The organism is Streptomyces sp. NPDC107559 (assembly GCF_055657365.1).
Map to the genome: position 1 here is coordinate 41,115 of NZ_JBVKBD010000029.1, position 22,682 is coordinate 63,796.

General features: G+C 70.9%; 18 protein-coding genes and 4 pseudogenes. 12 read left to right on the forward strand and 10 right to left on the reverse strand.

Annotated features, from left to right (window positions below):
- Positions 1-2: 2 nt before the first annotated feature.
- The 3 genes from ACZ7OY_RS41980 to ACZ7OY_RS41990 are packed head-to-tail and all read right to left on the reverse strand — an operon-like array spanning position 3 to position 2,932.
- On the reverse strand, positions 3-893 hold the full coding sequence (locus ACZ7OY_RS41980) for an ABC transporter permease (RefSeq protein WP_472250778.1): 891 nt from the start codon (positions 891-893) through the stop codon (positions 3-5).
- The gene (locus ACZ7OY_RS41985) at positions 890-1,786 is read right to left on the reverse strand and encodes an ABC transporter permease (RefSeq protein ID WP_472250779.1); all 897 of its coding nucleotides are present in this window, start codon (positions 1,784-1,786) and stop codon (positions 890-892) included. The genes ACZ7OY_RS41980 and ACZ7OY_RS41985 overlap by 4 nt, the downstream gene beginning before the upstream one ends.
- 3 nt (positions 1,787-1,789) lie before the next feature.
- Positions 1,790-2,932 carry a polyamine ABC transporter substrate-binding protein gene (locus ACZ7OY_RS41990; RefSeq protein ID WP_472250780.1) on the reverse strand — a complete coding sequence of 381 codons (1,143 nt, stop codon included), beginning with the start codon at positions 2,930-2,932 and terminating at the stop codon, positions 1,790-1,792.
- 39 nt (positions 2,933-2,971) lie between these two features.
- On the opposite strand from ACZ7OY_RS41990, the gene ACZ7OY_RS41995 reads away from it, so the two are divergent.
- Positions 2,972-3,547, forward strand: a complete 576-nt coding sequence (locus tag ACZ7OY_RS41995) for an IS607 family transposase (protein WP_472250781.1) — start codon at positions 2,972-2,974, stop codon at positions 3,545-3,547.
- Positions 3,544-5,001, forward strand: a complete 1,458-nt coding sequence (gene tnpB / locus ACZ7OY_RS42000) for an IS607 family element RNA-guided endonuclease TnpB (RefSeq protein ID WP_472250782.1) — start codon at positions 3,544-3,546, stop codon at positions 4,999-5,001. Before ACZ7OY_RS41995 ends, tnpB begins: the two co-directional genes overlap by 4 nt.
- 260 nt (positions 5,002-5,261) lie before the next feature.
- On the opposite strand, the gene ACZ7OY_RS42005 is transcribed toward tnpB, so the two are convergent.
- Complete coding sequence (locus tag ACZ7OY_RS42005) at positions 5,262-6,437, reverse strand: aromatic ring-hydroxylating oxygenase subunit alpha (RefSeq protein ID WP_351131885.1); 1,176 nt, start codon at positions 6,435-6,437, stop codon at positions 5,262-5,264.
- A gap of 422 nt (positions 6,438-6,859) precedes the next feature.
- Between ACZ7OY_RS42005 and ACZ7OY_RS42010 the strand changes: the two genes are divergently transcribed.
- The 6 genes from ACZ7OY_RS42010 (at position 6,860) to ACZ7OY_RS42035 (ending at position 13,271) form a co-directional block, all read left to right on the forward strand.
- Complete coding sequence (locus tag ACZ7OY_RS42010; RefSeq protein ID WP_472250783.1) at positions 6,860-7,267, forward strand: hypothetical protein; 408 nt, start codon at positions 6,860-6,862, stop codon at positions 7,265-7,267.
- Positions 7,264-8,514 (forward strand): NADH-ubiquinone oxidoreductase-F iron-sulfur binding region domain-containing protein, encoded by a 1,251-nt coding sequence (locus ACZ7OY_RS42015; RefSeq protein WP_472250784.1) that lies wholly within the window; start codon positions 7,264-7,266, stop codon positions 8,512-8,514. Before ACZ7OY_RS42010 ends, ACZ7OY_RS42015 begins: the two co-directional genes overlap by 4 nt.
- Positions 8,515-8,567: 53 nt before the next feature.
- The gene (locus ACZ7OY_RS42020; RefSeq protein WP_472250785.1) at positions 8,568-8,759 is read left to right on the forward strand and encodes a ferredoxin; all 192 of its coding nucleotides are present in this window, start codon (positions 8,568-8,570) and stop codon (positions 8,757-8,759) included.
- A gap of 1 nt (position 8,760) precedes the next feature.
- The gene (locus ACZ7OY_RS42025; protein WP_472250786.1) at positions 8,761-10,815 is read left to right on the forward strand and encodes an acetate--CoA ligase family protein; all 2,055 of its coding nucleotides are present in this window, start codon (positions 8,761-8,763) and stop codon (positions 10,813-10,815) included.
- Positions 10,816-10,884: 69 nt separating this feature from the next.
- Entirely contained in the window at positions 10,885-12,057 is a 1,173-nt protein-coding gene (locus ACZ7OY_RS42030) for an acyl-CoA dehydrogenase family protein (protein ID WP_472250787.1), read from the forward strand.
- A gap of 38 nt (positions 12,058-12,095) precedes the next feature.
- Positions 12,096-13,271: an acyl-CoA dehydrogenase family protein gene (locus ACZ7OY_RS42035; RefSeq protein ID WP_472250788.1), complete on the forward strand. Its 1,176-nt coding sequence runs from the start codon at positions 12,096-12,098 to the stop codon at positions 13,269-13,271.
- Positions 13,272-13,400: 129 nt separating this feature from the next.
- On the opposite strand, the pseudogene ACZ7OY_RS42040 reads toward ACZ7OY_RS42035, so the two are convergent.
- A pseudogene (locus ACZ7OY_RS42040) lies at positions 13,401-14,613 on the reverse strand (RNA-guided endonuclease InsQ/TnpB family protein).
- 158 nt (positions 14,614-14,771) lie between these two features.
- Between ACZ7OY_RS42040 and ACZ7OY_RS42045 the strand changes: the two are divergent.
- Complete coding sequence (locus ACZ7OY_RS42045; protein WP_472250789.1) at positions 14,772-15,674, forward strand: 3-hydroxybutyryl-CoA dehydrogenase; 903 nt, start codon at positions 14,772-14,774, stop codon at positions 15,672-15,674.
- Between the two features lie 47 nt (positions 15,675-15,721).
- Positions 15,722-16,333 (forward strand): TetR/AcrR family transcriptional regulator, encoded by a 612-nt coding sequence (locus ACZ7OY_RS42050; RefSeq protein ID WP_359017335.1) that lies wholly within the window; start codon positions 15,722-15,724, stop codon positions 16,331-16,333.
- A 70-nt stretch (positions 16,334-16,403) separates the two neighbouring features.
- Here the strand turns inward: ACZ7OY_RS42050 and ACZ7OY_RS42055 are convergent.
- Positions 16,404-16,496: pseudogene (locus ACZ7OY_RS42055) on the reverse strand (VOC family protein); the annotation flags it as partial.
- Positions 16,497-16,567: 71 nt separating this feature from the next.
- Here ACZ7OY_RS42055 and ACZ7OY_RS42060 point away from each other — a divergent pair.
- Positions 16,568-16,945 (forward strand): DUF6083 domain-containing protein, encoded by a 378-nt coding sequence (locus ACZ7OY_RS42060; RefSeq protein ID WP_472250790.1) that lies wholly within the window; start codon positions 16,568-16,570, stop codon positions 16,943-16,945.
- Between the two features lie 85 nt (positions 16,946-17,030).
- Here ACZ7OY_RS42060 and ACZ7OY_RS42065 read toward each other — a convergent pair.
- Together ACZ7OY_RS42065 and ACZ7OY_RS42070 are read right to left on the reverse strand one after the other, a co-directional pair.
- Positions 17,031-18,239: pseudogene (locus ACZ7OY_RS42065) on the reverse strand (IS701 family transposase); the annotation flags it as partial.
- Between the two features lie 105 nt (positions 18,240-18,344).
- Entirely contained in the window at positions 18,345-18,851 is a 507-nt protein-coding gene (locus ACZ7OY_RS42070) for a hypothetical protein (protein ID WP_472250791.1), read from the reverse strand.
- Positions 18,852-19,374: 523 nt separating this feature from the next.
- On the opposite strand from ACZ7OY_RS42070, the gene ACZ7OY_RS42075 reads away from it, so the two are divergent.
- Positions 19,375-20,517: a PP2C family protein-serine/threonine phosphatase gene (locus tag ACZ7OY_RS42075; protein WP_472250792.1), complete on the forward strand. Its 1,143-nt coding sequence runs from the start codon at positions 19,375-19,377 to the stop codon at positions 20,515-20,517.
- Positions 20,518-20,612: 95 nt separating this feature from the next.
- Here ACZ7OY_RS42075 and ACZ7OY_RS42080 read toward each other — a convergent pair.
- Both ACZ7OY_RS42080 and ACZ7OY_RS42085 read right to left on the reverse strand, forming a co-directional pair.
- A pseudogene (locus tag ACZ7OY_RS42080) lies at positions 20,613-22,045 on the reverse strand (NF041680 family putative transposase).
- A 135-nt stretch (positions 22,046-22,180) separates the two neighbouring features.
- A complete protein-coding gene (locus ACZ7OY_RS42085; protein WP_472250793.1) occupies positions 22,181-22,534 on the reverse strand; it encodes a ferrous iron transport protein A in 354 nt (117 codons plus the stop codon).
- Positions 22,535-22,682: the final 148 nt, after the last annotated feature.

The window sequence follows — 22,682 nt, forward strand, 5'->3', positions numbered from 1 at the left end:
GGTCAGCTCCCGGAGAGGATGTCGAGGCCGCCGCGGCGGCCGAACAGGCGCGGAATGAAGAGGGCCAGGGCGATCAGGCCGATGGATCCGGCGAGCATCAGCGTGCCGACGGCGTTGATGGTGGGCTGCACCCCGAAGCGGATCGCCGAGTAGATCCGCACCGATAGCGGCTGGGGGTCGACGCCGGTGGTGAAGTAGGCGAGGACGAAGTCGTCGAAGACGAGCGCGAAGATCAGTACGGCGCTGGCGAGCACAGCGGGCAGCAGGGCGGGCAGGGTGACCAGGCGGACCGCCTGCCAGCGGGTGGCCCCGAGGTCCATCGCGGCCTCCTCCACCTCGGGGTTCAGGGCCGCGACCCGGGAGCGGAGGATCACGGTGACGTAGGAGATGGAGAAGGTGATCTCCGAGACCATCACCGTGCCGGTGGACAGGGTCACGCCCAGGCCCTTGAACAGGAGCATCGACGCGACGCCGGTGACGATCTCGGGGGTGATGAGCGGTACGAGCATGATCAGGCCGGCCAGTGAGCCGAGCCGGGTGCGGCAACGGACCAGTCCGAGAGCCAGGGCGACGCCGAGGACGATCGAACCGGCCGTCGCCACCAGGGAGATGCGCAGGCTCGTGCCCAGCGAGGAGATCAGGACGTCGTCGTGGACGAAGGCGCGGTACCAGCGCAGGCTGAACCCGCTGAAGACGGTGAGGGACTTCTGGGAGTTGAAGGAGAACAGCGTCACCACGGCGATGGGCAGGTAGAGCAGCGCGAAGAAGAGCGCGGTGACGGCGACGAGGACGCGGGGCTTGCGGTCGGCGCGGCCGCGTCGGGTGCGGGTGCGTGCGGCGGGCCGGTCGGGTGCGGGGGACTTGGTGGTGGTGGGCGGGCTGAGCTGGGTCATCGGCTGGCCTCCGCCTCGTCCTTGCGGGTGCGCCTGAGGTAGCCGAGCATCCCGACCAGCAGGACGAGCATGAGCAGCATGGTGAGCGCGGATCCGAGCGGCCAGTTCTGGCCCTGGAAGAACTTGTCCTGGATGAGGTTGCCGATCATGATCTGGTCCGGTCCGCCCATCAGTTGCGCGCTGACGAAGTCACCCATGGCGGGCAGGAAGACGAGGACCAGTCCGGCCGCCGCGCCCTGCCGGGTGGCGGGCAGGGTGACGTGGAGGAAGGTCCGCACGGGGCCGCCGTAGAGGTCGCGGCCGGCCTCGATGAGGGAGACGTCGAGCCGCTCCAGGGCCGCGTACAGCGGGATGATCATGAAGACGACGAATCCGTAGACGAGTCCCGCGATCACGCCGACGCCGGTGTTGAGGATCTTCGTGTCGCCGTCGGCCAGTCCCACGGCGCGCAGGGCCCGCAGCAGCGGTCCGTCGTCGGACAGGACCACCGACCAGCCGTACATGCGCACGAGATAGTTGGCGAAGAACGGCACGACGATCGCGGCGATGAGCGCGTGTTTCCAGCGGCCGCCGTGCAGGGCGATGGTGTACGCCACCGGGTAGGCGATCAGCAGGCAGATCACGCAGGTCAGCAGGGCGTAGCCGAGGGAGCGTGCCAGTACCTCGGTGTAGGCGGGGTCGGCCAGGGCGCGGATGCTGGAGAGGTCGAACCCGAAGCGGGGGTTGCCGAGTTCGTCGGTGGTGCCGACGGTGAGGACGGCGACCAGTACCAGGGAGGCGATCAAGAACCCGGTCATCCACAGGGTGCCGGGGAGCATGAACCAGGTCCACATGCGGGTGCCGGTGGCGTCCGGGCCGCGGCGGGGGCGCGAGGGGTGAGGCGTCGGTGTCATGTCTCAGCCCGCCTTCACATGGGTCCAGGCGGTGTCGCGCGCGTCCTCGGCCGCGTGGCTCCCGTTGCGGAAGAACAGGTCGGCCTTGAGGTCGGCCTCGGTGACCAGGCACTCGGGGAAGGGTTTGACGAGTTCGGCGTAGATCTTCTCGGAGCCGGCCACCGGCATGGGGTAGCCGATGTACTCGATGTTCTTCTTCACGTTCTCCGGCCGGAGCATGTAGTCGATGAACAGCATCGCGGTGCCGGGGTGCGGAGCGTTCCAGGGGATGGCGTAGCAGTCGGAGTTGATCGGTGTCCCCTCCTCGGGCGCCTGGAAGCCGAACACGGAGGGGTCCTTGGCCTGGTTGAGCATGGCGGCCATGTCGCCGCTCCAGGCCTGGGTCATGACGGCGTTCCCGTTGAGCAGGTTGTTGTAGCTGTCGCTGGAGAAGCCGCGCAGCCGTGGGCGCAGGGTGCCCAGCAGCGCGGTGATGCGGTCCAGGTCGCCCGGGTCGCCGGTGCTGACGTCGAGGCCGAGTTCCAGGGCTCCCATGCCGAGGACCTCGTCACGGTCGTCCAGCAGGAAGACCTTGCCCCTGGCCCGGTCGCTCCACAGGTCCTTCCAGGATCCGGTCAGCTCGCCGATCCGGTCGCGCCGCCAGCCGATGCCGGTCTTGTAGGCGGTGAAGGGGACGGTGTGCGCGGAGCCGGGGTCGTACCAGGGGTCGGCGAAGTAGGAGTAGGCGCCGAACACGTCCTTGGCGTGGCTGAGCTGGGAGTGGTCGATCCGGCGCAGCCGGCCGCCGCGGGCGAGGCGCTGGGCCCATTTGGCGCTGGGGAAGATGATGTCGTAGCGGTTGCCCGCGTTGAGCTTGGCGACCATGCCTTCCATCGAGTCGAAGTTCGACTGGACGACGCTGACGCCGTACTCCTTCTCGAACCCCTTGAACACGGACGGGTCGACGTAGTCGGCCCAGTTGAAGTAGACGAGATCGCCGTCGACGCGGGCGCGGGGCGGGGCCAGGTCCTTGTCGTCGGGGGTCTTCGCGGGCATGAACCCGCAGCCTCCGACCGCGGCGCCCAGCAGGCCGCCGGCGCCCGCCCGCAGCAGGGCGCGTCGGGTCGGTGGTGGTACCTCGGGGTTGTTACTTGGTGTTCGATTCATCAGTGAATATCAGCCTTCCTCATCTTCTATCTTGATCGTGTGAAGCTTTCCGAGTGGGCGGCACGCAACGGCGTGCACTACCAGACCGCGTGGACGTGGGCGAAAGAGGGCCGCATGCCGGTCCCGGTGCGCCAGACGCCGTCCGGCACGTGGCTGGTCGACGAGCCCGCCGTGGAGGCGTCCGGGCGGGTGGTGGCGTACTGCCGCGTCTCCTCGGCCGACCAGAAGTCAGACCTCGACCGGCAGGTCGCACGCGTGGTCCAGGGGGCCACCGGGCTCGGCCTGCCGGTCGCGGAAGTCGTGACTGAGGTCGGCTCGGGGCTGAACGGACGGCGGCGCAAGCTGCATCGGCTCCTGTCCGATCCGGGCGCGGCCGTGATCGTGGTCGAGCACCGTGAGCGGCTGGCCCGGTTCGGCGTCGAGCACCTGGAAGCTGCTCTGTCGGCGTCCGGGCGGCGTCTGGTCGTTCTCGACCCCGCTGAGACCGCTGACGACCTGGTGCGGGACATCACCGAGATGCTGACCTCGATGTGCGCCCGGCTGTACGGGCGCCGGGCGGCGAAGAACCGTGCTGCCCGCGCGGTGGCCGTGGCGACCGGAGAGGACGCCGAGTGAAGAAGTTCCAGCCGCAGCCCGGGTTCGTGGTGCGGGCGTACCGCTTCGCACTGGACCCGAACGTCTCCCAGGAGCATGCTCTGCGCTCGCACTGCGGCGCGGCACGCGCGGCCTACAACTGGGCGGTCGGCTGGGTGAACGCCTCGTGGTGGCAGCGCAAGGCCGAGGAGACGTACGACATCGGCGAGCAGGCGCTGACCGAGTGGCGGCCGTGGTCGCTGCCCGCGCTGCGGAAGGCGTTCAACGCCGCCAAGCACACCGATGAGAGGTTCGCCGCCTGGTGGGAGGAGAACTCCAAGGAGGCGTACTCCACCGGCCTGGCGAACGCATCGGCCGCGTTCGACAACTACGCGAAGTCCAAGAACGGTAAGCGGCGCGGCAAGCGGATGGGTGCGCCGCGGTTCAAGTCGAAACGCAAGGCGCGTCTTGCCTGCAGGTTCACCACCGGCGTGATGCGCGTCGATGCCGACGGCCACCACGTCACGCCGCCCCGGCTGGGCACGATCCGCACCCACGAGCCCACACACAAGCTCCTGGCCTGTGTGCAGGCCGGGACGGCCCGGATCCTGTCCGCGACCGTCCGGCACGAACGCGGACGCTGGTTCGTGTCCTTCCAGGCCGAAGTCAAGCGGGACCTCGAACGCGTGGCGCGGCCGGACGCGGCGGTCGGAATCGACCTGGGGGTGAAGACCCTCGCGGTCCTGGCCGACAGCACCGGCGAAATCCGCACCATCGCCAATCCCGGGCACTACGACGCCGCACGCAAGCAGCTGCGCCGCGCCTCCCGCGTCGTCTCCCGACGCCAGGGCTCCGACCGGCGGACCGGGCAGAAGCCGTCGAAGCGGTGGGAGAAAGCCAACGCCGCCCGCAACAAGGTGCATGACCGGGTGGCCAACCTGCGCGAAGACGCCCTGCACAAGCTCACCACCGCCGTGGCGGCCGAGTACGGCACGGTCGTGGTCGAAGATCTCAACGTCGCCGGGATGCTCCGCAACCGGCGCCTCGCGCGAAGGATCGCCGACGCCAGCTTCGGGGAGATCCGCCGCCAGCTCACCTACAAGACCCGCCAGCGCCACGCCACCCGCATCATCGCGGCGGACCGCTGGTACCCCTCCTCGAAGACCTGTTCCGGCTGCGGCGCGGTGAAAGCCAAGCTGCCGCTGCACGTCCGGACCTACGAATGCGACACCTGCGGCCTGGTCATCGACCGGGACGACAACGCCGCGCTCAACCTCGCCGCCCTTGCGGCAGTCGCAGTAACTGGTACCGGAGTGGCCGGAGACCAGGACACCGCCCCAGTGGTGTCGAAGCCTCGTGGAGCCGACCGCAAGACCCGCGCCACCCGCCCCCGCCGCAAGGCGGAGGCGGGGCGGGCAGGTGGCGCAACCCTGCCGCACCAGCGGCAGGAGGAAGCGAGAGACCGTACTCAAGCCGAAGCCCTCACGCTTTGGTGACGAGACGGACCATCCGGGCCGAAATGCCCGGATTATCGAGAGCCCTTGAGGCTCAAGGCAACGGGACATGGAGCGTCCTCTCCGTCGAGGAACGGCACGACAGTCCAGGGCGGGACCGGCTGGTCGGCTCACGGAGGCCCTGCGACTCCGTAGTGAAGACCGGTCTGGAAGGGGTACGGACGTGCCTCAGCGGCGGCGGGGTAAGCCGGCCGGGAGGAGTGCGACGCGCCGGTGGGGCCCGGCCGCGGGACGGCGGGGCGTCATCGGCCGTCCTCCTCCAGGTCGCGGCGGATCCGGCGGGCGAACCAGCCGACTGCGGCCTCGCGGTGCGAGAGCGGGCCGGGCTCGAACCCCGGGGTGGACAGGCCGGCCTGTACGCGTTCGACCAGCTCGGCGTCCTCGTCGTTGGTGACCCAGCCGATGTGGATGTTGAGCCGCCGGGCGATCCTGGTGCGCAGGCTCTCCCCGTGCCGGGTGTAGAAGGCGCCCGGGATCGCCGCCCGGTCCTGGGCGGTGGGCAGGGCGGTCCACGCGAGCACGTGGTCAGGGTAGAAGTCGATGAGCGTGTTGGGGTAGATCACGGCGTAGCGCCAGACCCGCCGGTCGGCCTCGGTCAGCCCGGGCATCGGGGTGGCGAGCCGCTGGTAGAGGCGTTCCGTCCAGTTGGAGGAGGGCTTGTCCCGCAGCGGTGATTCGAACAGGACGTAGTGCTCCTGGACGTCCACCGTGTACGCCTGGTAGTCGAGCAGTCGCATCAGCGCGGGGTGGGCGACGGGGACGTGGTAGCCCTCCAGGTAGTTGTCGACGATCACCTTCCAGTTGGCGTTCTGCTGTTCGCCGGCGGTGACGTCGTGGATGCGGTGCTTGCCGACCGGTGTGAGGCCGGGTCCCGCGTAGTGGCCGACGGCCTCGGCGAGCCCGGCGCAGGTCTCGGCGAGCGGGGTGGCCTCCAGGTCGAGGTTGACGAAGACGAAGCCGAGGAAGGACTCCACGTTGACCGGGTGCAGTCCGAGCCGGGGCTTGTCCAGGCAGGGGATCCGGCGCGCCTCGGGGGCGCCGACGAGGCGTCCGTCGAGCTTGTAGGTCCAGCCGTGGTACGGGCAGCGGATCGCCTTGCCCTCCGGCTCCGGGCCGGTGACCAGGCGGGTTCCGCGGTGGCGGCAGACGTTGAGGTGGGCGGCGAGGCCGCCGTCCTCGGTGCGCACGACCAGGACCTCCCGGCCGGCGGCGGTGGCCGTCAGCCGGGCGCCCGGGCCGGGGAGGTCGGACTCGTGGCAGACGAGCTGCCAGGACTTGGCGAAGACGCGTTCGGTCTCCGCGGCCGCGACGGCCGGATCCGTGTAGTAGCGGGCGGGCAGGGCCTCGCCGGGGTGATCGGGGGTCTCGCTCGGCGGACCGGGCGGCGCGGTGGCCGTCCGGGTGGTCGAGGGGTTCATGAAGTCCTCCTCCGCGCCGCGTGGGGCGGCGATGGGCGGTGAGGCTGTGACCGGGATGGGCCGCGGGTTCCCCATGGGGATCCGCGGGATCCGGCTGACTAATTGGTTAGTCAGACTGGGACCGGCGCGGTGGCAAGTCAAGGCTTGTGGGCTGACTAATTAGTTAGTTAGTCTCGCTGCAGGCGGACGGGCCGACCCCGCAGGGACAACGGTGGGCCGTCCCGGCCGCCCGCGGACCACCGATCCGCACAGCCCGGCCCTCCCGATCAGGACAGCCGCACGTCACGCGGTACACGGCCCCGGCCGGTACTTCGCACGGCTCCCCGCCACGCACAGCGAGCGGCGGAGCATCCCCCGTCACGCCGTCGCCGCGCCACCCCGCTCCCCCGCCGGGAGCGGGGAGCGCCCCCGGAGGCACGCACATGAGCGCTCGCCGACATCTGGCATGGCTCGGTCTCACACCGGAGCCCGAACAGGAACTGCCCTCGGCCGTGGCCGCGCTGCGGGCCCCGGCGGCCGGCCGGCCGCCGTCGGCCCTCGTGGCCGAGGAGAGACGGCACGTCGAGCGGCTGGTGCTGCGCGGCACGCAGCGCGGCTGGCTGCGCTACCTGGGCGAGGTGACCGACCTGGTGGTGGCCGCCGCCGAGGAGCCGGGGCCGGCCGGTCCCGGACCGGCGCTGCTGGCCGGTGAGGTGGTCCTCGACCACCACCGGATGCTGATCGGCCTGCCCGGCTCCGGCTACGTCCGGACCACGGCCCAGCGGCAGGCCCTGGAACGCGCGGTGGACCGCCTGAGATCCCGCTGCGGCGAGCACTGGAGCACCCTATGACCGGCGTATTCTCCCTACTCCCCGAGGGGCGGCACGGGCTCCTCCCCCAGCCGCCCGGCAACGCCGCAGGCCCTTCCTCGTACGAGGACTCCTCCCGCTACCTCGCCGCCGGCGGGTACGCGCCGGTGTCCGCTCCCGGCACGCTGCTCGACCAGATCGGCGCAGCGGGGCTGCGCGGCCGGGGCGGCGCCGGATTCCCCGCGGCCGTCAAGCTGCGCGCCGTCCGCGACGCTCCCGGCACGCCCGTCGTCGTGGCCAACGGCGAGGAGGGCGAGCCGGGCTCCGTGAAGGACCGCTGGCTGCTGCGGTACCGGCCGCACCTGGTGCTGGACGGCCTGCGCCTGGCGGCCGCCGTGACCGGTGCCGGGCGCGGCTGCGTCTACCTCTCCGACGCCCAGGCCGAGCAGGCCGTGCTGCGGGCCCTCGCCGAGCGGCCCGCCGGCCTGCGGGTGGACGTCGTACGCACGCCCCACTGCTACGTCGCCGGGGAGGAGAGCGCGGTCGTACGGCGGATCGACGGCGGTCCGGCGCTGCCTACGGCCAAACCCCCGCGCCCCTTCGAACGCGGCGTCGGCGGGGCGCCGACCCTGGTCGCCAACGTGGAGACACTGGCCCGCGTCGCCCTGCTGCACTCCCGGCCCGAGGCCGCCGCCGAGGTCGTCGGCGCCCATCTGGTCACCCTGTCCGGGTCCGACGGCCGTTCGGCCCTGGCCGAGGTCCCCGCCGGTACCCGCCTGGACGCCCTCGCCGACGCCTGGGGGCACGGCAAGGCCGAGGCCGTGCTGCTGGGGGGACTGTTCGGCGGACTGCACGGCGCGGGCTGGGCGGACCTGCCGCTCGACCTGGAGGGGCTGCGCGCGGCCGGTGGCGCACTCGGCTGCGGGGCCCTGTACTTCCTGCACCCCGGGGACTGCCCGGTCGGCGTCGCGAGCGAGGCGACCGCCTATCTCGCCGCCCAGAGCGCCCGGCAGTGCGGGGTGTGCGTCTCCGGCACCGGGGCGCTCGCCGGGGCCCTGTCCGCCGTCGCCCGCGGCACGGCCGACCCGGGTACTCCGGACAGGCTGCGGCGCTGGTCCGGGCAGTTGCCCGGACGCGGCGCCTGCGGGCTCCTGGACGCCGCCGCGCGGATCGCCGCCAGCCTCCTCACCCATTTCCCCGACCGTCTCGACGAACACCGGGACTGTCCCGGCTGCGCCGGCGCGACGGCCCCCGAGGACGGACGCCGCTTCCTGGTAACCGTGCCCTGACACGCCCTCCCCCGCCCCCCTCGCTCCGCTCCCCTCCCAGAAAGAGCCGCACCATGAAACTGCTGCTGGACTCCACCCTCTGCCAGGGCTACGGCCTGTGCCGCGAACCCGCGCCCGAGCTGATCGACCTCGACGACTTCGGTTACGCGCAACTGATCGAGACGTCCGTGCCGCCGGGCGGCGAGGACGCCGCCGTGGCCGCCGTCGCCGCCTGCCCCAACTCCGCGCTGCGGCTGGTGAAGTGACATGGGACGTGACCTCTCGGCCCTCTTCGACCCGGTCTCCGTCACCGTGGTCGGCGCCAGCGACGACCCCGCCAAGTACGGCCACGCCATAGCCGCCCAGGCCGTCCGCGCGAACGGTCGCCGTCCCGTCCATCTGGTCAACCGGCGGGGCGGTACGGTGCTCGGCCGCACCGCCGCACCGAGCCTGAGCGCAATCGGCGAACCGGTCGACCTGGCCGTGGTCTGCGTGCCCGCCGCCGGGTTCGAGGCGGCCGTCGACGAGGCCCTGGAGTGCGGGGCACGCGCGATCGTCGCGATCACCGCCGGCTTCGCGGAGACCGGCGCCGCCGGCCGGGCACGCCAGCAGGCCGTCGCCGAACGGGTGCGGGCCGCGGGAGCCGTCATGGTCGGCCCCAACTGCCTGGGGATCGCCGACAACACGACGGACCTCTTCCTGGCCTCCGACACCTTCACGCCCGGCGGCGTGGCGCTCCTGAGCCAGAGCGGCAACCTCGCCCTCGAACTCCAGCTGCGCTTCGCCCCGCACGGCCTCGGCTTCTCCCGGTTCGTGTCGCTGGGCAACCAGGCCGACGTCACCCTCGTCGACCTGCTCGCGGACTGCGCCCGGCACGAGGACACCCGGGCGATCGCGGTCTACGCCGAGGACTTCGCGGACGGACGTGCCTTCGCCGAGGCCGCGGCCGTGGCCGGCAAGCCGGTGGTGCTGCTCACCGCCGGGCGCGGCGACGCCTCGGCGCGCAGCGCGCAGTCGCACACCGGGGCACTGACCACCTCGGCCGACGTGGTCACGGCGGCCTGCCGGGACGCCGGCGTGGAACTGGTCGCCACCCCGCGCGAACTCACCGTCGTGCTCGCCGCGTCGGCCGGACCGCGCCGCGGTGCCGGCCGCCGGGTCGCCGTCCTCACCGACGGCGGGGGCCACGGCGTGATCGCCGCCGACGCCGTGGAGGCCGCGGGACTCTCGGTGCCGGAGATCGGCGCGCCGGTCCGGGAGCGGCTGCGCGAGGTGCTGTGGGAGCAGTCGGCCGTCGCCAACCCCGTGGACCTGGCGGGCATGGGCGAGCAGGACCCCGGTTCGTACGCGGCGACCGTCGAGGCTCTGCTCGCGGCCGAGGAGGTCGACGCCGTGCTGATGACCGGCTACTTCGGCGGCTACGCGGCCTCCGAGGGCGGTCTCGGCGGCGGCGGTACGGCGCTGGCGGACGGGGAGCGGGAGGCGGCTCGGCTCATCGCCGCCCGGCACAGCGCCACCGCCAAACCGCTGGTGGTGCAGTCGATGTATCCCGGCTCCCCCAGCTGCCGCACCCTCGTGGCCGCCGGCATCCCCGTCTTCGACGCCACCGAGGACGCCGCGCGTGCCCTCGCCGCCACGGTGGCCGGCCGTCCCGCGCCCGGCATCGTCCCCCTCCCCCTGCCCGCCGCGCCGATGGAGGAGAGCGGGTACACGCGAATCCGCGCGGCCCTCGAAGCGGCCGGCCTCGCCTTCCCCACCGCCCGGGAGGTCCACGACGAGTCCGAACTGCTCGCCGCCGTCGCCGGGTTCCCCGGCCCGTACGTGCTCAAGGCCCTGCATCTGCTGCACAAGTCGGACGCGGGCGGTGTGGCCCTCGGTCTGGCCGGGACCGACGAGGTGCTGGCCGCCTTCCGCGAGATGCACGCCCGGCTCGGCGCGCCCGCCTACTCCGTGGAGGCCATGGCGGACCTGTCCGACGGCATCGAGCTGATCGTCGGCGTCAACCGCGATCCGCGGTTCGGCCCGGTCGCCATGGTCGGCCTGGGCGGGGTGCTCGCCGAGTCGCTGCGCGACGTCGCCTTCACCCTCGCGCCGGTGACCGCCGGCCGCGCCCTGGACCTGCTGCGTGGACTGCGCACCGCCGCACTGCTCGACGGGGTGCGCGGCCGGCCTCCCGTCGACGTCGCGGCGGCCGCCGCGGCCATCGAGACGATCACCGCGTTCGCCGCCGCCCACCCGGAGATCGCCGAGCTGGAGGTGAACCCGCTCCTCGTCGGCCCCCGCGGTGCGCTCGCCCTGGACTCGCGCGCCGTCCTCGCCTGAGCGACACCCCCGTACCCGCCCGGGCGCCCCGCCCTCCCCCGCCCTCCCCCGACCGAAGAGGTGGTCACCATGGACATGCGCTACACCCCCGAACAGTCCGACCTGAAGCGGCGCGCGGCCGACTACGCCCGGCTGCTGATGCGCTACGAGGACCGGTCCGAGCAGGCCGGCGGTCCCCTGCCGCAGGAGCTGGTCACCGAACTGACCCGGGCCGCGATGGACGCCGGCGTCTACGCCATCAACATGCCCGCCGAATGGGGCGGCGCCGGGCTCAGCCTGCTCGACCAGGTCATCGTCGAGGAGGAGTTCGGCAAGGCCACCAACTGCCTGTGGGACATTCCCTGGCGGCCCGCGAACGTTCTGGCCCAGGGCGACGAACGGCAGCGCGAGAAGTACCTGCTGCCCGTGATCCGCGGGGAGAGGTTCGACGCGTTCGCCGTCACCGAGCCGGGCGCCGGATCCGACCCGTCCTCCGGCACCTCCACGGCCACGCGCACCGAGGGCGGCTGGCTGCTGAACGGCGAGAAGTGGTTCGTCACCTGCGGCGACATCGCCGACTTCCTGCTGGTGCAGGCGGACGCGGGCCCCGAGCGGCTGCCCACGCTGTTCTTCGTGGACAAGGCCGCTCCCGGCGTCGAGATGACCCGCGTGCCGCGTTTCATGCACTCCGCCGTCAACGGGCATCCCGAGTTCACCTTCACCGACGTCTTCGTGGCCGACGAGGACGTGCTCGGCGGCGTCGGCAACGGCTACGAACTGACCAAGGAGTGGTTCACCGACGAGCGCCTGATGATCGCGGCACGCACCGTCGGCGCCGCGGAGCGGGCCCTCCAGCTGGCCCGTGACTGGGCCGTGGAACGCGAGCAGTTCGGCGCCCCCATCGCCAGTTACCAGCTGATCCAGGGCATGCTCGCGGACTGCGCCGTGGACATCGCGGTCAACCGCGCCTACACCCACCAGGTCGCCTGGGAGGCCGACCAGCCGCACACCGACCGCAAGACCCTGCACGCCAAGGCCTCCACCGCCAAGCTCGCCGCCAGCGAGGCGGCCGGCCGGGTCGCCGACCGGTGCCTGCAGATCTTCGGCGGCCGCGGCTACGACCGCTCCTACCCCGTCGAACGCATCTACCGGGAGCTGCGCGTCGACCGGATCTGGGAGGGCACCTCCGAGATCCAGCGGCTGATCATCGCCAACGAGCTCATCAAGCGCGGCACCGGCGCGCTGGCTCTCCCCACGCACTGACCCCGCCCACGCCAGACCACCACACAGCGAGGACTTCCATGGACTTCCGCCTCACCCCGCGCCAGGCACAGCTCAAGGCCGACGCGCGTGCCCTCACCGACTTCATCGCCACCCACGAGAACCGGTGCGAGGAGGACAACGGGCTGCCCGCGAGCGCGCACACCGAGATCCGCGACGCGGTCCTGGACGCGGGCCTCCAGGCCGTCAACATGCCTGCCGAATGGGGCGGCGCGGGCCTCACCATCGCCGAACAGGTCACCGTCCAGGAGGAGTTGGGCCGACTGACAGGCGCCCTGTGGGACATGGTGTGGCGGCCCGCGAACGCGCTGCGGTTCTGCACGCCCGAGCAGCGCGAGCGTTTCCTGGTCCCGGTCATCAGGGGTGAGCGCCGGGACTGCTACGCGGTCACCGAGCGCGGCGCCGGGTCGGACCCGCAGAACATCGCCACCACGGCGACGAAGAACGACCGGGGGTGGGTGCTCAACGGGGAGAAGTGGTTCGTGACGGTCGGCGACCACGCCGACTTCATGATCGTCCTCGCGGCGGCGGGTCCGGAGCGCGCCCCGACGCTGTTCCTGGTCGACAAGGACACCCCGGGCATCGAGATGACGCGCGTGCCGCGCTTCATGCACACCTTCGTCTACGAGCACCCCGAGTTCACGTTCACCGACGTCCAGGTCGACGAGGACGCCGTGCTCGGCGGCATCGGCGAGGGATACGACATCACCCGCTCCTGGTTCACCGAGGAGCGCCTGATGATCGCGGCCCGTACCACCGGCGCGGCCGAGCGGGCCCTGGAACTGTCCCGTGACTGGGCCGTGGAGCGCGAGCAGTTCGGCGCGCCGATCGCCACGTACCAGCTGGTCCAGGGCATGCTCGCGGACTGCGCCGTGGACATCGCCGTCAACCGCGCCTACACCCACCAGGTGGCCTGGGAGGTGGACCAGGCGGGTGCGGAGGACCGCAAGACCCTGCACGCCAAAGCCTCCATCGCCAAGCTCGCCGCCAGCGAGGCCTCGGGCCGGGTGATCGACCGGTGCCTGCAGATCCACGGCGGACGCGGCTACGACCGTGCGTACGCCGTGGAGCGGCTCTACCGGGAGCTGCGCGTGGACCGCATCTGGGAGGGCACCTCCGAGATCCAGCGGCTGATCATCGCCAACGAGCTCATCAAGCGCGGCCCGGGGGTGCTGGACCTGCCCGTCGCCCGATGACACCGGCCGGGGCGGCCACCCGCCCCGGCCCTGGCGGACCGTGGTGCGTCCCCGGCTTCCCCGGTGCCGGGGACGCCGGGGGACCTTCGACTCGACCCAGAGAGGACAACGGTTGACTTCCTCCCCCGCCTAAAGGCGGGGGATTCCAGCGGTCGCCCGCTGGGTTTCCTGCTTCACCGACGACTGCCCCGTCCGAGAGGACTCCCGTTGAGGTCTCACACCGTCTCCGCAGGCAGAAGCCGCCAGCCCGGCGGCCAGGATGTTGCGTGCCGCGTTCACGTCGCGGTCGTGCACCGCGCCACAGCCGCACGTCCACGCGCGGACGTTCAGCGGCAGCTTCTCGCGTACCGCTCCGCAGCCCCCGCACAGCTTGCTGCTGGGGAACCAGCGGTCGATCACGACGAGTTCGCGCCCGTACCAGGCGCATTTGTACTCCAGCATGGAGCGCAGTTCCGTCCACGACGCATCCGAGACGGCGCGCGCGAGCTTGCCGTTCTTCAACAGGTTGCGGACGGTCAGGTCCTCAATCACGACCGTTTGGTTCTCACGGACGAGACGGGTGGACAGCTTGTGCAGGAAGTCGCGGCGCCGGTCGGCGATCCGCGCATGGACCTTGGCGACCTTGCGCCGGGCCTTGGCCCGGTTGGCCGAGTCCTTGGCCTTGCGCGACAGCTCACGCTGCGCACGGGCCAGGCGGGCGCGGTCACGCCGCTCATGCCGAGGGTTGGCGATCTTCTCTCCGGTGGACAAGGCCACCAGGGAGGTAATCCCGGCGTCGATACCGACCGCCGCCGTGGCGGCGGGCACGGCGGTGATGGTGTCTTCGCACAGCAGGGACACGAACCAGCGGCCGGCCGCATCACGGGACACCGTCACCGTGGTCGGCTCCGCACCCTCGGGCAGCGGACGCGACCAGCGGATGCCCAACGGATCCACCATCTTCGCCAGCACCAGCTTCCCCTCACGCCACGTGAAGGCACTGCGGGTGTACTCGGCCGACGCCCTCGACTTCTTCCGGGACTTGAAGCGCGGGTACTTGGCCCGCCCGGCGAAGAAACTCCCGAACGCCGTCTGCAGATGGCGCAGCGCCTGCTGCAGCGGGACGCAGGACACCTCCGACAGGAAGGCCAGCTCCTCCGTCTTCTTCCACTGCGTCAGCGCGGCCGACGACTGCACGTAGGAGATCCGGCGCTGCTCGCCGTACCAGGCCCGCGTGCGCTCCTCCAGCGCCTTGTTTGTTGTAGACAAGGCGCACACAGCCGAACGTGCGCGACAGCTCGGCCGCCTGCTCGTCCGTGGGGTAGAAGCGGTACTTGAACGCCCGCCTGACCTGCTGTGGCACGCCTCACATTCTATCAGTTCCCGTGTGAGCAACGGATGCCGGCGAGTGGCCGCAGACGCCAAATCGCCCCGAAGGCAATTCCCCTCCCCCTGCCCTGCTCCGCAGGAGCTCCGTTTCCTCCCCGGCCTGAAGGCCGGGGTATCCACAAAGGAAAACTGATGACCGACATCGAACGCGTGGGGGTCGTCGGCTGCGGCCTGATGGGGGCCGGCATCGCCGAGGTCTGCGCGCGCGCCGGCCTGCCAGTGACGGTCGTGGAACGCGACGCCGATGCGGCCCGCGCGGGCCGGCGGCGCATCGGCCACTCCCTCGACAAGGCCGTCGCGCACGGCCGGCTCACGGCCGAACGGCGCGAGGCCGCCGCCGTGCTGATCACCGTGGCCGACCAGTTCGAGGCCCTGCACGACCGGGACCTGGTGATCGAGGCGGTGGCGGAGGACGAGCGGCTCAAGCTCGACGTGTTCACCCGGCTCGATACGGTCGTCACCGGCGAGCGCGCCGTCCTCGCGACCAACACCTCGTCGATCCCGGTCGTGCAGCTCGCCGCGGCGACGGGCCGGCCCGAGCGGGTCCTCGGCGTCCACTTCTTCAACCCGGTGCCGGTGCTGCGGCTGGTCGAACTCGTCCCGTCGCTGCTCACCTCGGCCGACACCGCGGACCGGGCCGAGGCCTTCGTGACCGGCACGCTCGGCAAGGAGGTCATCCGCACCCGGGACCGGGCGGGCTTCGTGGTGAACGCGCTGCTCGTCCCGTATCTGCTGGCCGCGATCCGCATGGTCGAGTCGGGCGTCGCGAGCGTCGAGGACGTCGACCGCGGCATGGTCCTCGGCTGTGCGCACCCGCTCGGGCCGCTGGCGCTGACGGACCTCATCGGCCTGGACACCACCCGGGCCATCGCCGAGTCGCTCTACGCCGAGTTCCGGGACCCCACGTACTCCCCGCCCCCGCTGCTGTCCCGCATGGTGGAGGCCGGTCTGCTGGGCCGCAAGTCGGGCCGCGGCTTCCACACGTACGAGGCGCCATCTGCGCACGAGGCGGCGGCACGGGCCGAGCGGGCGTGAGGGACAATGGCGGCGGTGTACGACCGCCGGACGAGGGGAGTCGCAGAGTGTCCAGCAAGGTGCGCACGGCGGAGACGCGCGAGCGCATCCTGACCGCGGCGTGCGAGGCCATCGCCGAGATCGGCTTCGAGAAGATCCGCATGCGCATGGTCGCGGAGCAGGCCGGTGTGTCGACCGCGCTGCTGCACTACCACTTCGACACGCGCGAGAAGCTGTTCACGGAAGCGATGGCCCACTCCTTCGCCAGCACGGCCGTGGACGTGGAGCGCGACGCGGAGACGGCACCGGCGGCGGTCGTCCTGGCGCGCATCCTGCGCAGCCTGCTGCCGACCGACCCCGTGTTGCACCAGGACTGGCGGCTGTGGCAGGAGCTGTGGGTCCGGGCGCTGCGCGACGAGTCGACCCGGGTGTTCGCCGTGGACCTGTACGCCGAGCTGCACGCGTGGGTGAGCGGCGCGGTGCGGCGGGGCATCGAGTCGGGTGAGTTCACGCCGACCGACGTGGACGAACTCGCCACGCTCGTACTGTCCCTGAGCGACGGTTACGGCATCCGCCTGATGCTGCGCGATCCCATGGTCACCCTGGAGGGGGCGCTCGCGTCCGTGTGGCGTCACGCCGCCACCTCGCTCGGTCTGCCAGAGGCGGTCCCGGCCGGGTGAGCCGCCCGGCCGGGACCGCCCCCCGTCCGCGCCAGGGCCGGACGTAAGGCCGGGTCATGATCTCCATGTACGACTGGATCGGCTTGTCCCGCTTCTCGTAGTAGTCGAGCGTGACCCCGTTGCCGAGGTCGACGAGCAGGTGGGGCCCGAACAGCGCGCTCACCGAGCCACACCGCCGTCCCCGGTCTCGAAGCTCCTCACCGAGGCCCGGAACTGGGCGTCCAACAACCTGGCTTGAACTGGCTTCTGGCCAGGTCACCGGCCGGTGCGGCGATCCGTGAACGGCCACGGCAGCGGCTAGCATCAGCACCTTCGACGCGGGCAGCCCACGCACCGCTGCCGGTCCCTGCGCGTGGCCGGCCAGCAGCCCGCGGCCTGCTGCGCACCGGCCAGAGCGGCTGCTGCCGCCAGTGCGGCAACCGGATCGGCCGGTACCAGCGTGCCGGCCAACGGACTGTCGCCCTGCACCCGGCGCAACTGCACGCCTCCCAGATCCCGGCCTCGTGCCGCTGCTCGCCCGAAGCCGTCACCGGGCCACCCGGTGAAAACAGCGCCCTGGTATCTGTTTCACCGCCCAGAAAGATCCTTTCTGTAGACACGCCCCGAAGCTGACGCAGTTTCGAAGGCGTCGACCGCGCCAGCGCCTTCGAAACCACGGTTCACCTAATACTCCAGTCGTAGATCTTGATCTTCGCGGCCGGGTGGTGGCCTGCCTGCGGTAATGACACTGGCGTGCACGGGCTTGATGCCGGCGTCGCCAGCGGGACCAGCGCAGAAGGTGGGCGAGGTCGTGGATTGGGCGGGTCAGTGCTGCGAACAGGTGCTGGATCTCGTTGCCGGTCAAGGGGAGCAGGCCGTCAGGGACGGGTCGGTCCTAGCGTTCGGCGGCCGCAGTAACGGCGAGGAAGGCGTGGGCGAGCATCGCGAGGGTGACCCAGCGGTGCCAGGAGGTCCACCGACAGACCTGGTGCTCGTCCAAGCCGGTCAGGCCCTTGCCGGCTTGGAACGTCTCCTCGACCGTCCAGCGCCGTCCGGCGACCCGCACCAGCTCGGACACCGGCACCGGGCGGGGTGAGAAGCAGCGGTAAAAGGCGAGTTCGCCGGTGCGGCGATTACGGCGGGCCAACAGGCACCACCGGCCGAACCGACCGGCCGGGCCGTGAACCTCAATCTGCGCCCAGTCGTAGTACCGCTCGCCCTTCGCGTCCGCTCCGGCCGACAGCCGCTGCCAGGCCCGCTTCGGGATCCGCGCGGCCAGGGTCCTGGCCTGGAACTTCCCGGCGTGCGTGATGACGGAGTGGGTGCTGGAGACGGCCAGGACGTAGCAGGTCCGGCGGTGTTCCAGGGCGGTCCGCGGGTGCGGGTTGTCGCCGTAGACCTCGTCTCCCGCGACCCACCGGGCCGGTGTTCCCGCGTCCAGGGGGGGCTTGGTGGCGAAGGCCAGGTCGTCTGGGATGCCCGCGCTCCGGCAGCGGTCCGGGTCCTCCGTCCATGAGCGCGGCACGTACGGGGCCCGGCCGATGGCAGCGTGTCCACGGCTGGCGGAATACACGAGATAGGCGGCGACCTGGGCGTTCTCTATGCGGCCGGCCGTGCCGGTGTACTGGCGCTGGACGCCGACGGTCGCCGTGCACTTCTTCAGATCGCCCGTCTTGTCGACCACGAGCGCGGCCTCCGTGTCGTGCAGGTGCTCGACCACGTAGCCGCGTATGTCGTCCCGGATCGCGTCGGCGTCCCATTTCGCGCGGTGGAGCAGGTGCTGCATCCCGTGCGGAGTGGCGTCGCCGACGTGCTCGGCCAGGGTCCAGCAGTTCTTGCGCGGCAGGTCAGACAGCAGCCCGGAAACCAACCGCCGCACCCGGCGGCGGGGTTCAACTCGGGCGAACCGGCCCGCGATCCGGCTCATCAGGCCCTCGAACGCTTCCTGCCAGTGAGCAGGCACTACGCCGGCGTCCGAGGTCGCAGCATGATCATTGGTTGTCCACGTAACACCTAATGATCAACGGCGGCCTCACCTGGTTGGATGCCACCGGAACCAGGAGTCCAGACCCTCGACCCGGTAGCGGGCCCCAGCGTCAAAGCGCACCTCGCCCACCAGTCGCCTCGCGTCATCCGGCGCCCGACGGTACGGCGCCAGCAGCAGGGCCAGCTCGTCGTAACGGGCATCGATCCCACCCCGACCCGGGTGGGCCTCCAGCTCCACCATCCCGGCCTCACGGCATTCGTTCCACCTGGCGAAGATCGCCCACTGCTCGCGCTCCAGCTCCACCACCGCGTCGCTCGCGGGCCAGACGCTGTACTCGTCGGCCTCGTCGGTGTCATCCCAGTCGTAGCCCTGGAAGGCGACAACTGGGTCGAGCCGCCAGGTGCCCACCACGTCCTCACCGAGAACACCAGCCCGACGACACGGGCCAAGCTCCTGGTCGTCTTCGTCTCCAACACCGGAGAAAAACTCAAGGTCGACGATTCGGAGTCGTAGCCCGGGGCGCGCAGCGGGCAGCACCGCGGCGCGCAGCACCCGGCTACTTCTCCGAGACCGACCGTGCCGCCCTCCGCCTGACCGAAGCGATCACACGCGTGCCGGACGGACACGTCAGCGACGAGGACTTAAACGCAGCCGCGGCCGTACTCACCGCAGACGAGGTCTCGGCGATCGCCTGGCTGGTAACCGTGATGAACGCCTTCAACCGTGTCGCGATCACCAGTCGGTACCCCGTCGGCAGCTGACATGGTTAAGGAGAACGATGGAGTGAGTCGGGCAGCTGTGCGAGCTGCCCGGCTCACACACGTCGGATCTCCTCGCCATCCGGGTGAGAGGTTCGACCTTGTCGTCCTTGCGGTAAAACATCCGGAATATCCCTCTAGTTCACCCGGTTGATATCGCAAACAACGTGGATCGCGGATCCAGGAGACGGAGACGGCACTTCACGCCCGCAGCCGTCCACTCTGGCAGAACGGAAACTGCCCGGTCGGGTGGCTGATGCGGCTCATGCACGACGGCCTCGGGCCGCGATCCCCGGCACCATGCACGGGAGCAAGACGTGAGCGTTGCGACCACCTCGAAGGCGAACAGGACCCTGCAGGCCTGGTGGCGGGCAGCACCCCGCCCGCTCTGGGTGGTCACCCCGCTGCTCCTGATCATCTGTATCCCGGTGGCCGACGCGTTCCTTCCGCCGGACATCCACCTCGCCCATCTGCTGGTCGTCGCCACCGCGGTGACCGCCATCGGCACCGGTCCGCGGCCCACGGCACTGATCGGTGCTCTCTCCGTACTCGCGTTGATCGCCGCCGGGGCGGAGCGGCGGGTCCTGAGCACTGAGAACGTGCTGGTGCAACTAGGCTCCCTCACCGCGCTCTGCGTGCTCCTGGTCGCCTTCACCCATCTGCGGGACCGGTACCAGCGGGAACTCGTCCGGGCGCGGACCGTCTCCGACACGGCCCAGCGGGTCGTCCTGCGCCCGCTCCCGGAGCAGGTCGGAGCGGTGTCGCTCGTGGCGGAGTATCACAGCGCCGATGCCGACACCTACGTCGGCGGCGACCTCTACGCCGCGGCCCGTACCTCCCACTCCACCCGGCTGATCATCGGAGACGTCCGCGGCAAGGGCTTCGCCTCGATCAGCGACACGGCGATCGTGCTGGGCGCCTTCCGTGCCGCGGCCCACCGTCAGCTCCCGCTGACGGAACTGGTCGCCTACGTGGAGGACGCGGTCTCCTGGGGCCTCGCGGAGTTCTCGGAATCCGACCCCGACGCCGCCGAACGCTTCGTGACCGCCATGGTGCTCGACATCCCGGACGACGAACCCGTGGTCCACATGATCAGCTGCGGGCATCCGTCGCCCCTGCTGCTGCGCCGTGCGGCCGAGACCGCCACCGCTCTCCATGTGGCCCAACCCGCCCCACCACTCGGCCTCGGCGCCATCTCGGAGACCGTGTACACGGCGGCGACCTTTCCCTTCCAGGACGGGGACAGGATCCTGCTCTACACCGACGGCGTCACCGAGACGCGTGACAGCGAGGGGACCTTCTATCCGCTCGCCGAACGCGTACAGAGGTGGGCCGAACGCGCCCCAGGGCCGCTCCTGCGGGAGATCACCGCCGACGTTCGGGCGTACGCGGGCGGGCTGCTCAACGACGACATGACCATGATGGTCGTACAGCGGGGCCGGGTACCGGCGCCCGCCTGACGGGAGCCGAGAAGCTCCGCTCAGCCGGCCGGAGGGTCGTCAGTACAGACCGTCGGTCACGACCGGTGCCATCGCGCACCTAGCTTGTTCTTTATCTACCAAGATCTTCCAGGCTTGCCGATGGCTTTGAGGGTCTCGGGGCGTTTGACGGTTTTGCCGACGTCGTAGCGGGGTGCCCGGTGTCTGTTCTTGGCGCCGGGTGGCCGTCCGGGTCCGGTGCCTCGAGGTTTGGGAACACGGGCCGGACAGGCAAGGTGAGCGCGGATGTTCCTGAACCCCCGGCGGACCCGGGCTGGGGTGAGCCGGTTGGAGGCGGTGGGCTTCTCCCAGGGCCGGCGGAGGTCCGCGGCCAGCGGCCGAACGAGCCGGAGCTGGGTGTGAGCGACGATCAGGATCCAGGTCCAGCGGTCCGCCGCCTCGGGAGTACGGAGTTTCGGGGTGGTCCAGCCGAGGGTCTGTTTCGCGAAGCGGAAGGTGTGCTCCAGGTCGAAGCGGCGGAGAAACGCCTGCCAGAAGCGGTCCACGTCGTCCGGGGTGGCGCCGGTCTTCGAGGACCATAACCACACCGGCGGAGCGTCCCGGTCCTTCGACAGGTGCTCGACCTTCAGCCGTATCAATGTGCCTTCTACCACAGGCAGTTCACCGTCGTGGTCGAGCCATGAGGAGCGGTGGGTGAGTCGGGGGTGAACCCGGTCCCATGCCTGGGTTTCGGCCTTGCCGTAGTTGGTGGTGTCGGTGATCGCGGGCTCGGGCCAGGTCTCCGGCTTGGTGAAGCGGAACTCGGGGCCGTGTTGGGGCGGCCGGCCGTTGACGCCGTGCGTCCTCGGTGGTTTCGGCAGCCGCATGACGCGGTCGGAGCGGACCCGGCCGATCAGCTCGACTGGCAGGTCGCGCAGGACCCAGGCCAGGCGGGTGACGTCGTAGCCGGCATCGCTGACGATCACGATGGCTGGGTCCCCGGCCTGCCACTGCCCTGCGGCGATGAGCCTTTCAACGACTCCTCGCAGCTGGGTAGCGGTGACCGCGGTCGCGTCGTCGACCGGTCCAAGCCGGACCGCGTCCAGGATCGCAGTCCATGACGTGGCGCCCGGCTCCAGCACGGCCACGAAGGAGTACGGCCAGCCAGGAATGAACTGCGAGGCCGTCTTCGCCCGGCCGTAGACGTGACAGAACAGTCGATCGGCGAGCACGGCGCGTCCGAGCGGAGCCACGGCGACACATCGACCGCCAGGACCAGGCGCCCGCCGTCGAAACGCGGCAGCGGCAGCCCGGCCAGCACCGTCCGCAGCCGATCGACGTCGATTTGGCCGTGGTTCAGACCGCCGTACATCGCTCCGTGCCCACGACGATGCTCGGGCAACAGCGTCAAGTCCACCGGCGACTTCACCGCACCGTCCGCACACAGCACCGCGTCCGCCAGCTCGAACAGTTCATCGCGCCGGGCGGTCAGGCACTCGTAGAACTCGCCCCGGAAGCGTGACGCTTCCGCGAACGCTTCCCTCCGGACAGCATCAGGCAGCAGACTCACCTCGCGGCCTTCGTCTTGGTCACGTGCACCTTGGTCGGAGCACATGATCAGACGAAGGCCGCCCCCACGTCCGGCGAATGCCCAGGTGAGCGACGCAGTTCGACGGACGATTCGAGCGGGACATGAGGCGCGGATCTACGCTTCGGGCTCTTGCTCGGCCCGTAGGTACCGACCCCAGATCTGGGCCTTGCGATAGGGACCGGCCCCGTCGCAGTCGTACTGCGACGCGTCGAAGGTCACCCAATACAGCAGCTCGCCGCTGAGCGACTGGGCATGTTCGTTGGGTTCGGGTGCACCCATGGCATCGATCGTTCCAGCAAACTCGACCTGCCAAGGACCGTCCCAGCCCTGGTCGCGAACGACCGTGACCCGGCTGCCCGGTGCCAGTGCACCCGTCGGCCATGCCTGGCTCAAGGGACGACCGAGGATGTGCTCTATCGCCTGGCGGTCGTCTACGTCCGCACGAACAGGGCCGGAACTGTCTGTCATGCCGCCCACTCTGCCCGCACCACTTCAGGAGCGCCAGAAGATAAAGAACAAGCCTAGTACTCCAGCAGCGCTTCGCTATCTGGCCTGGTCAGAGGCATCGTCGGGAGTGTAGTGGGCAGAGAGCGGGGCGGGGGCGGTCTTGCCGGAC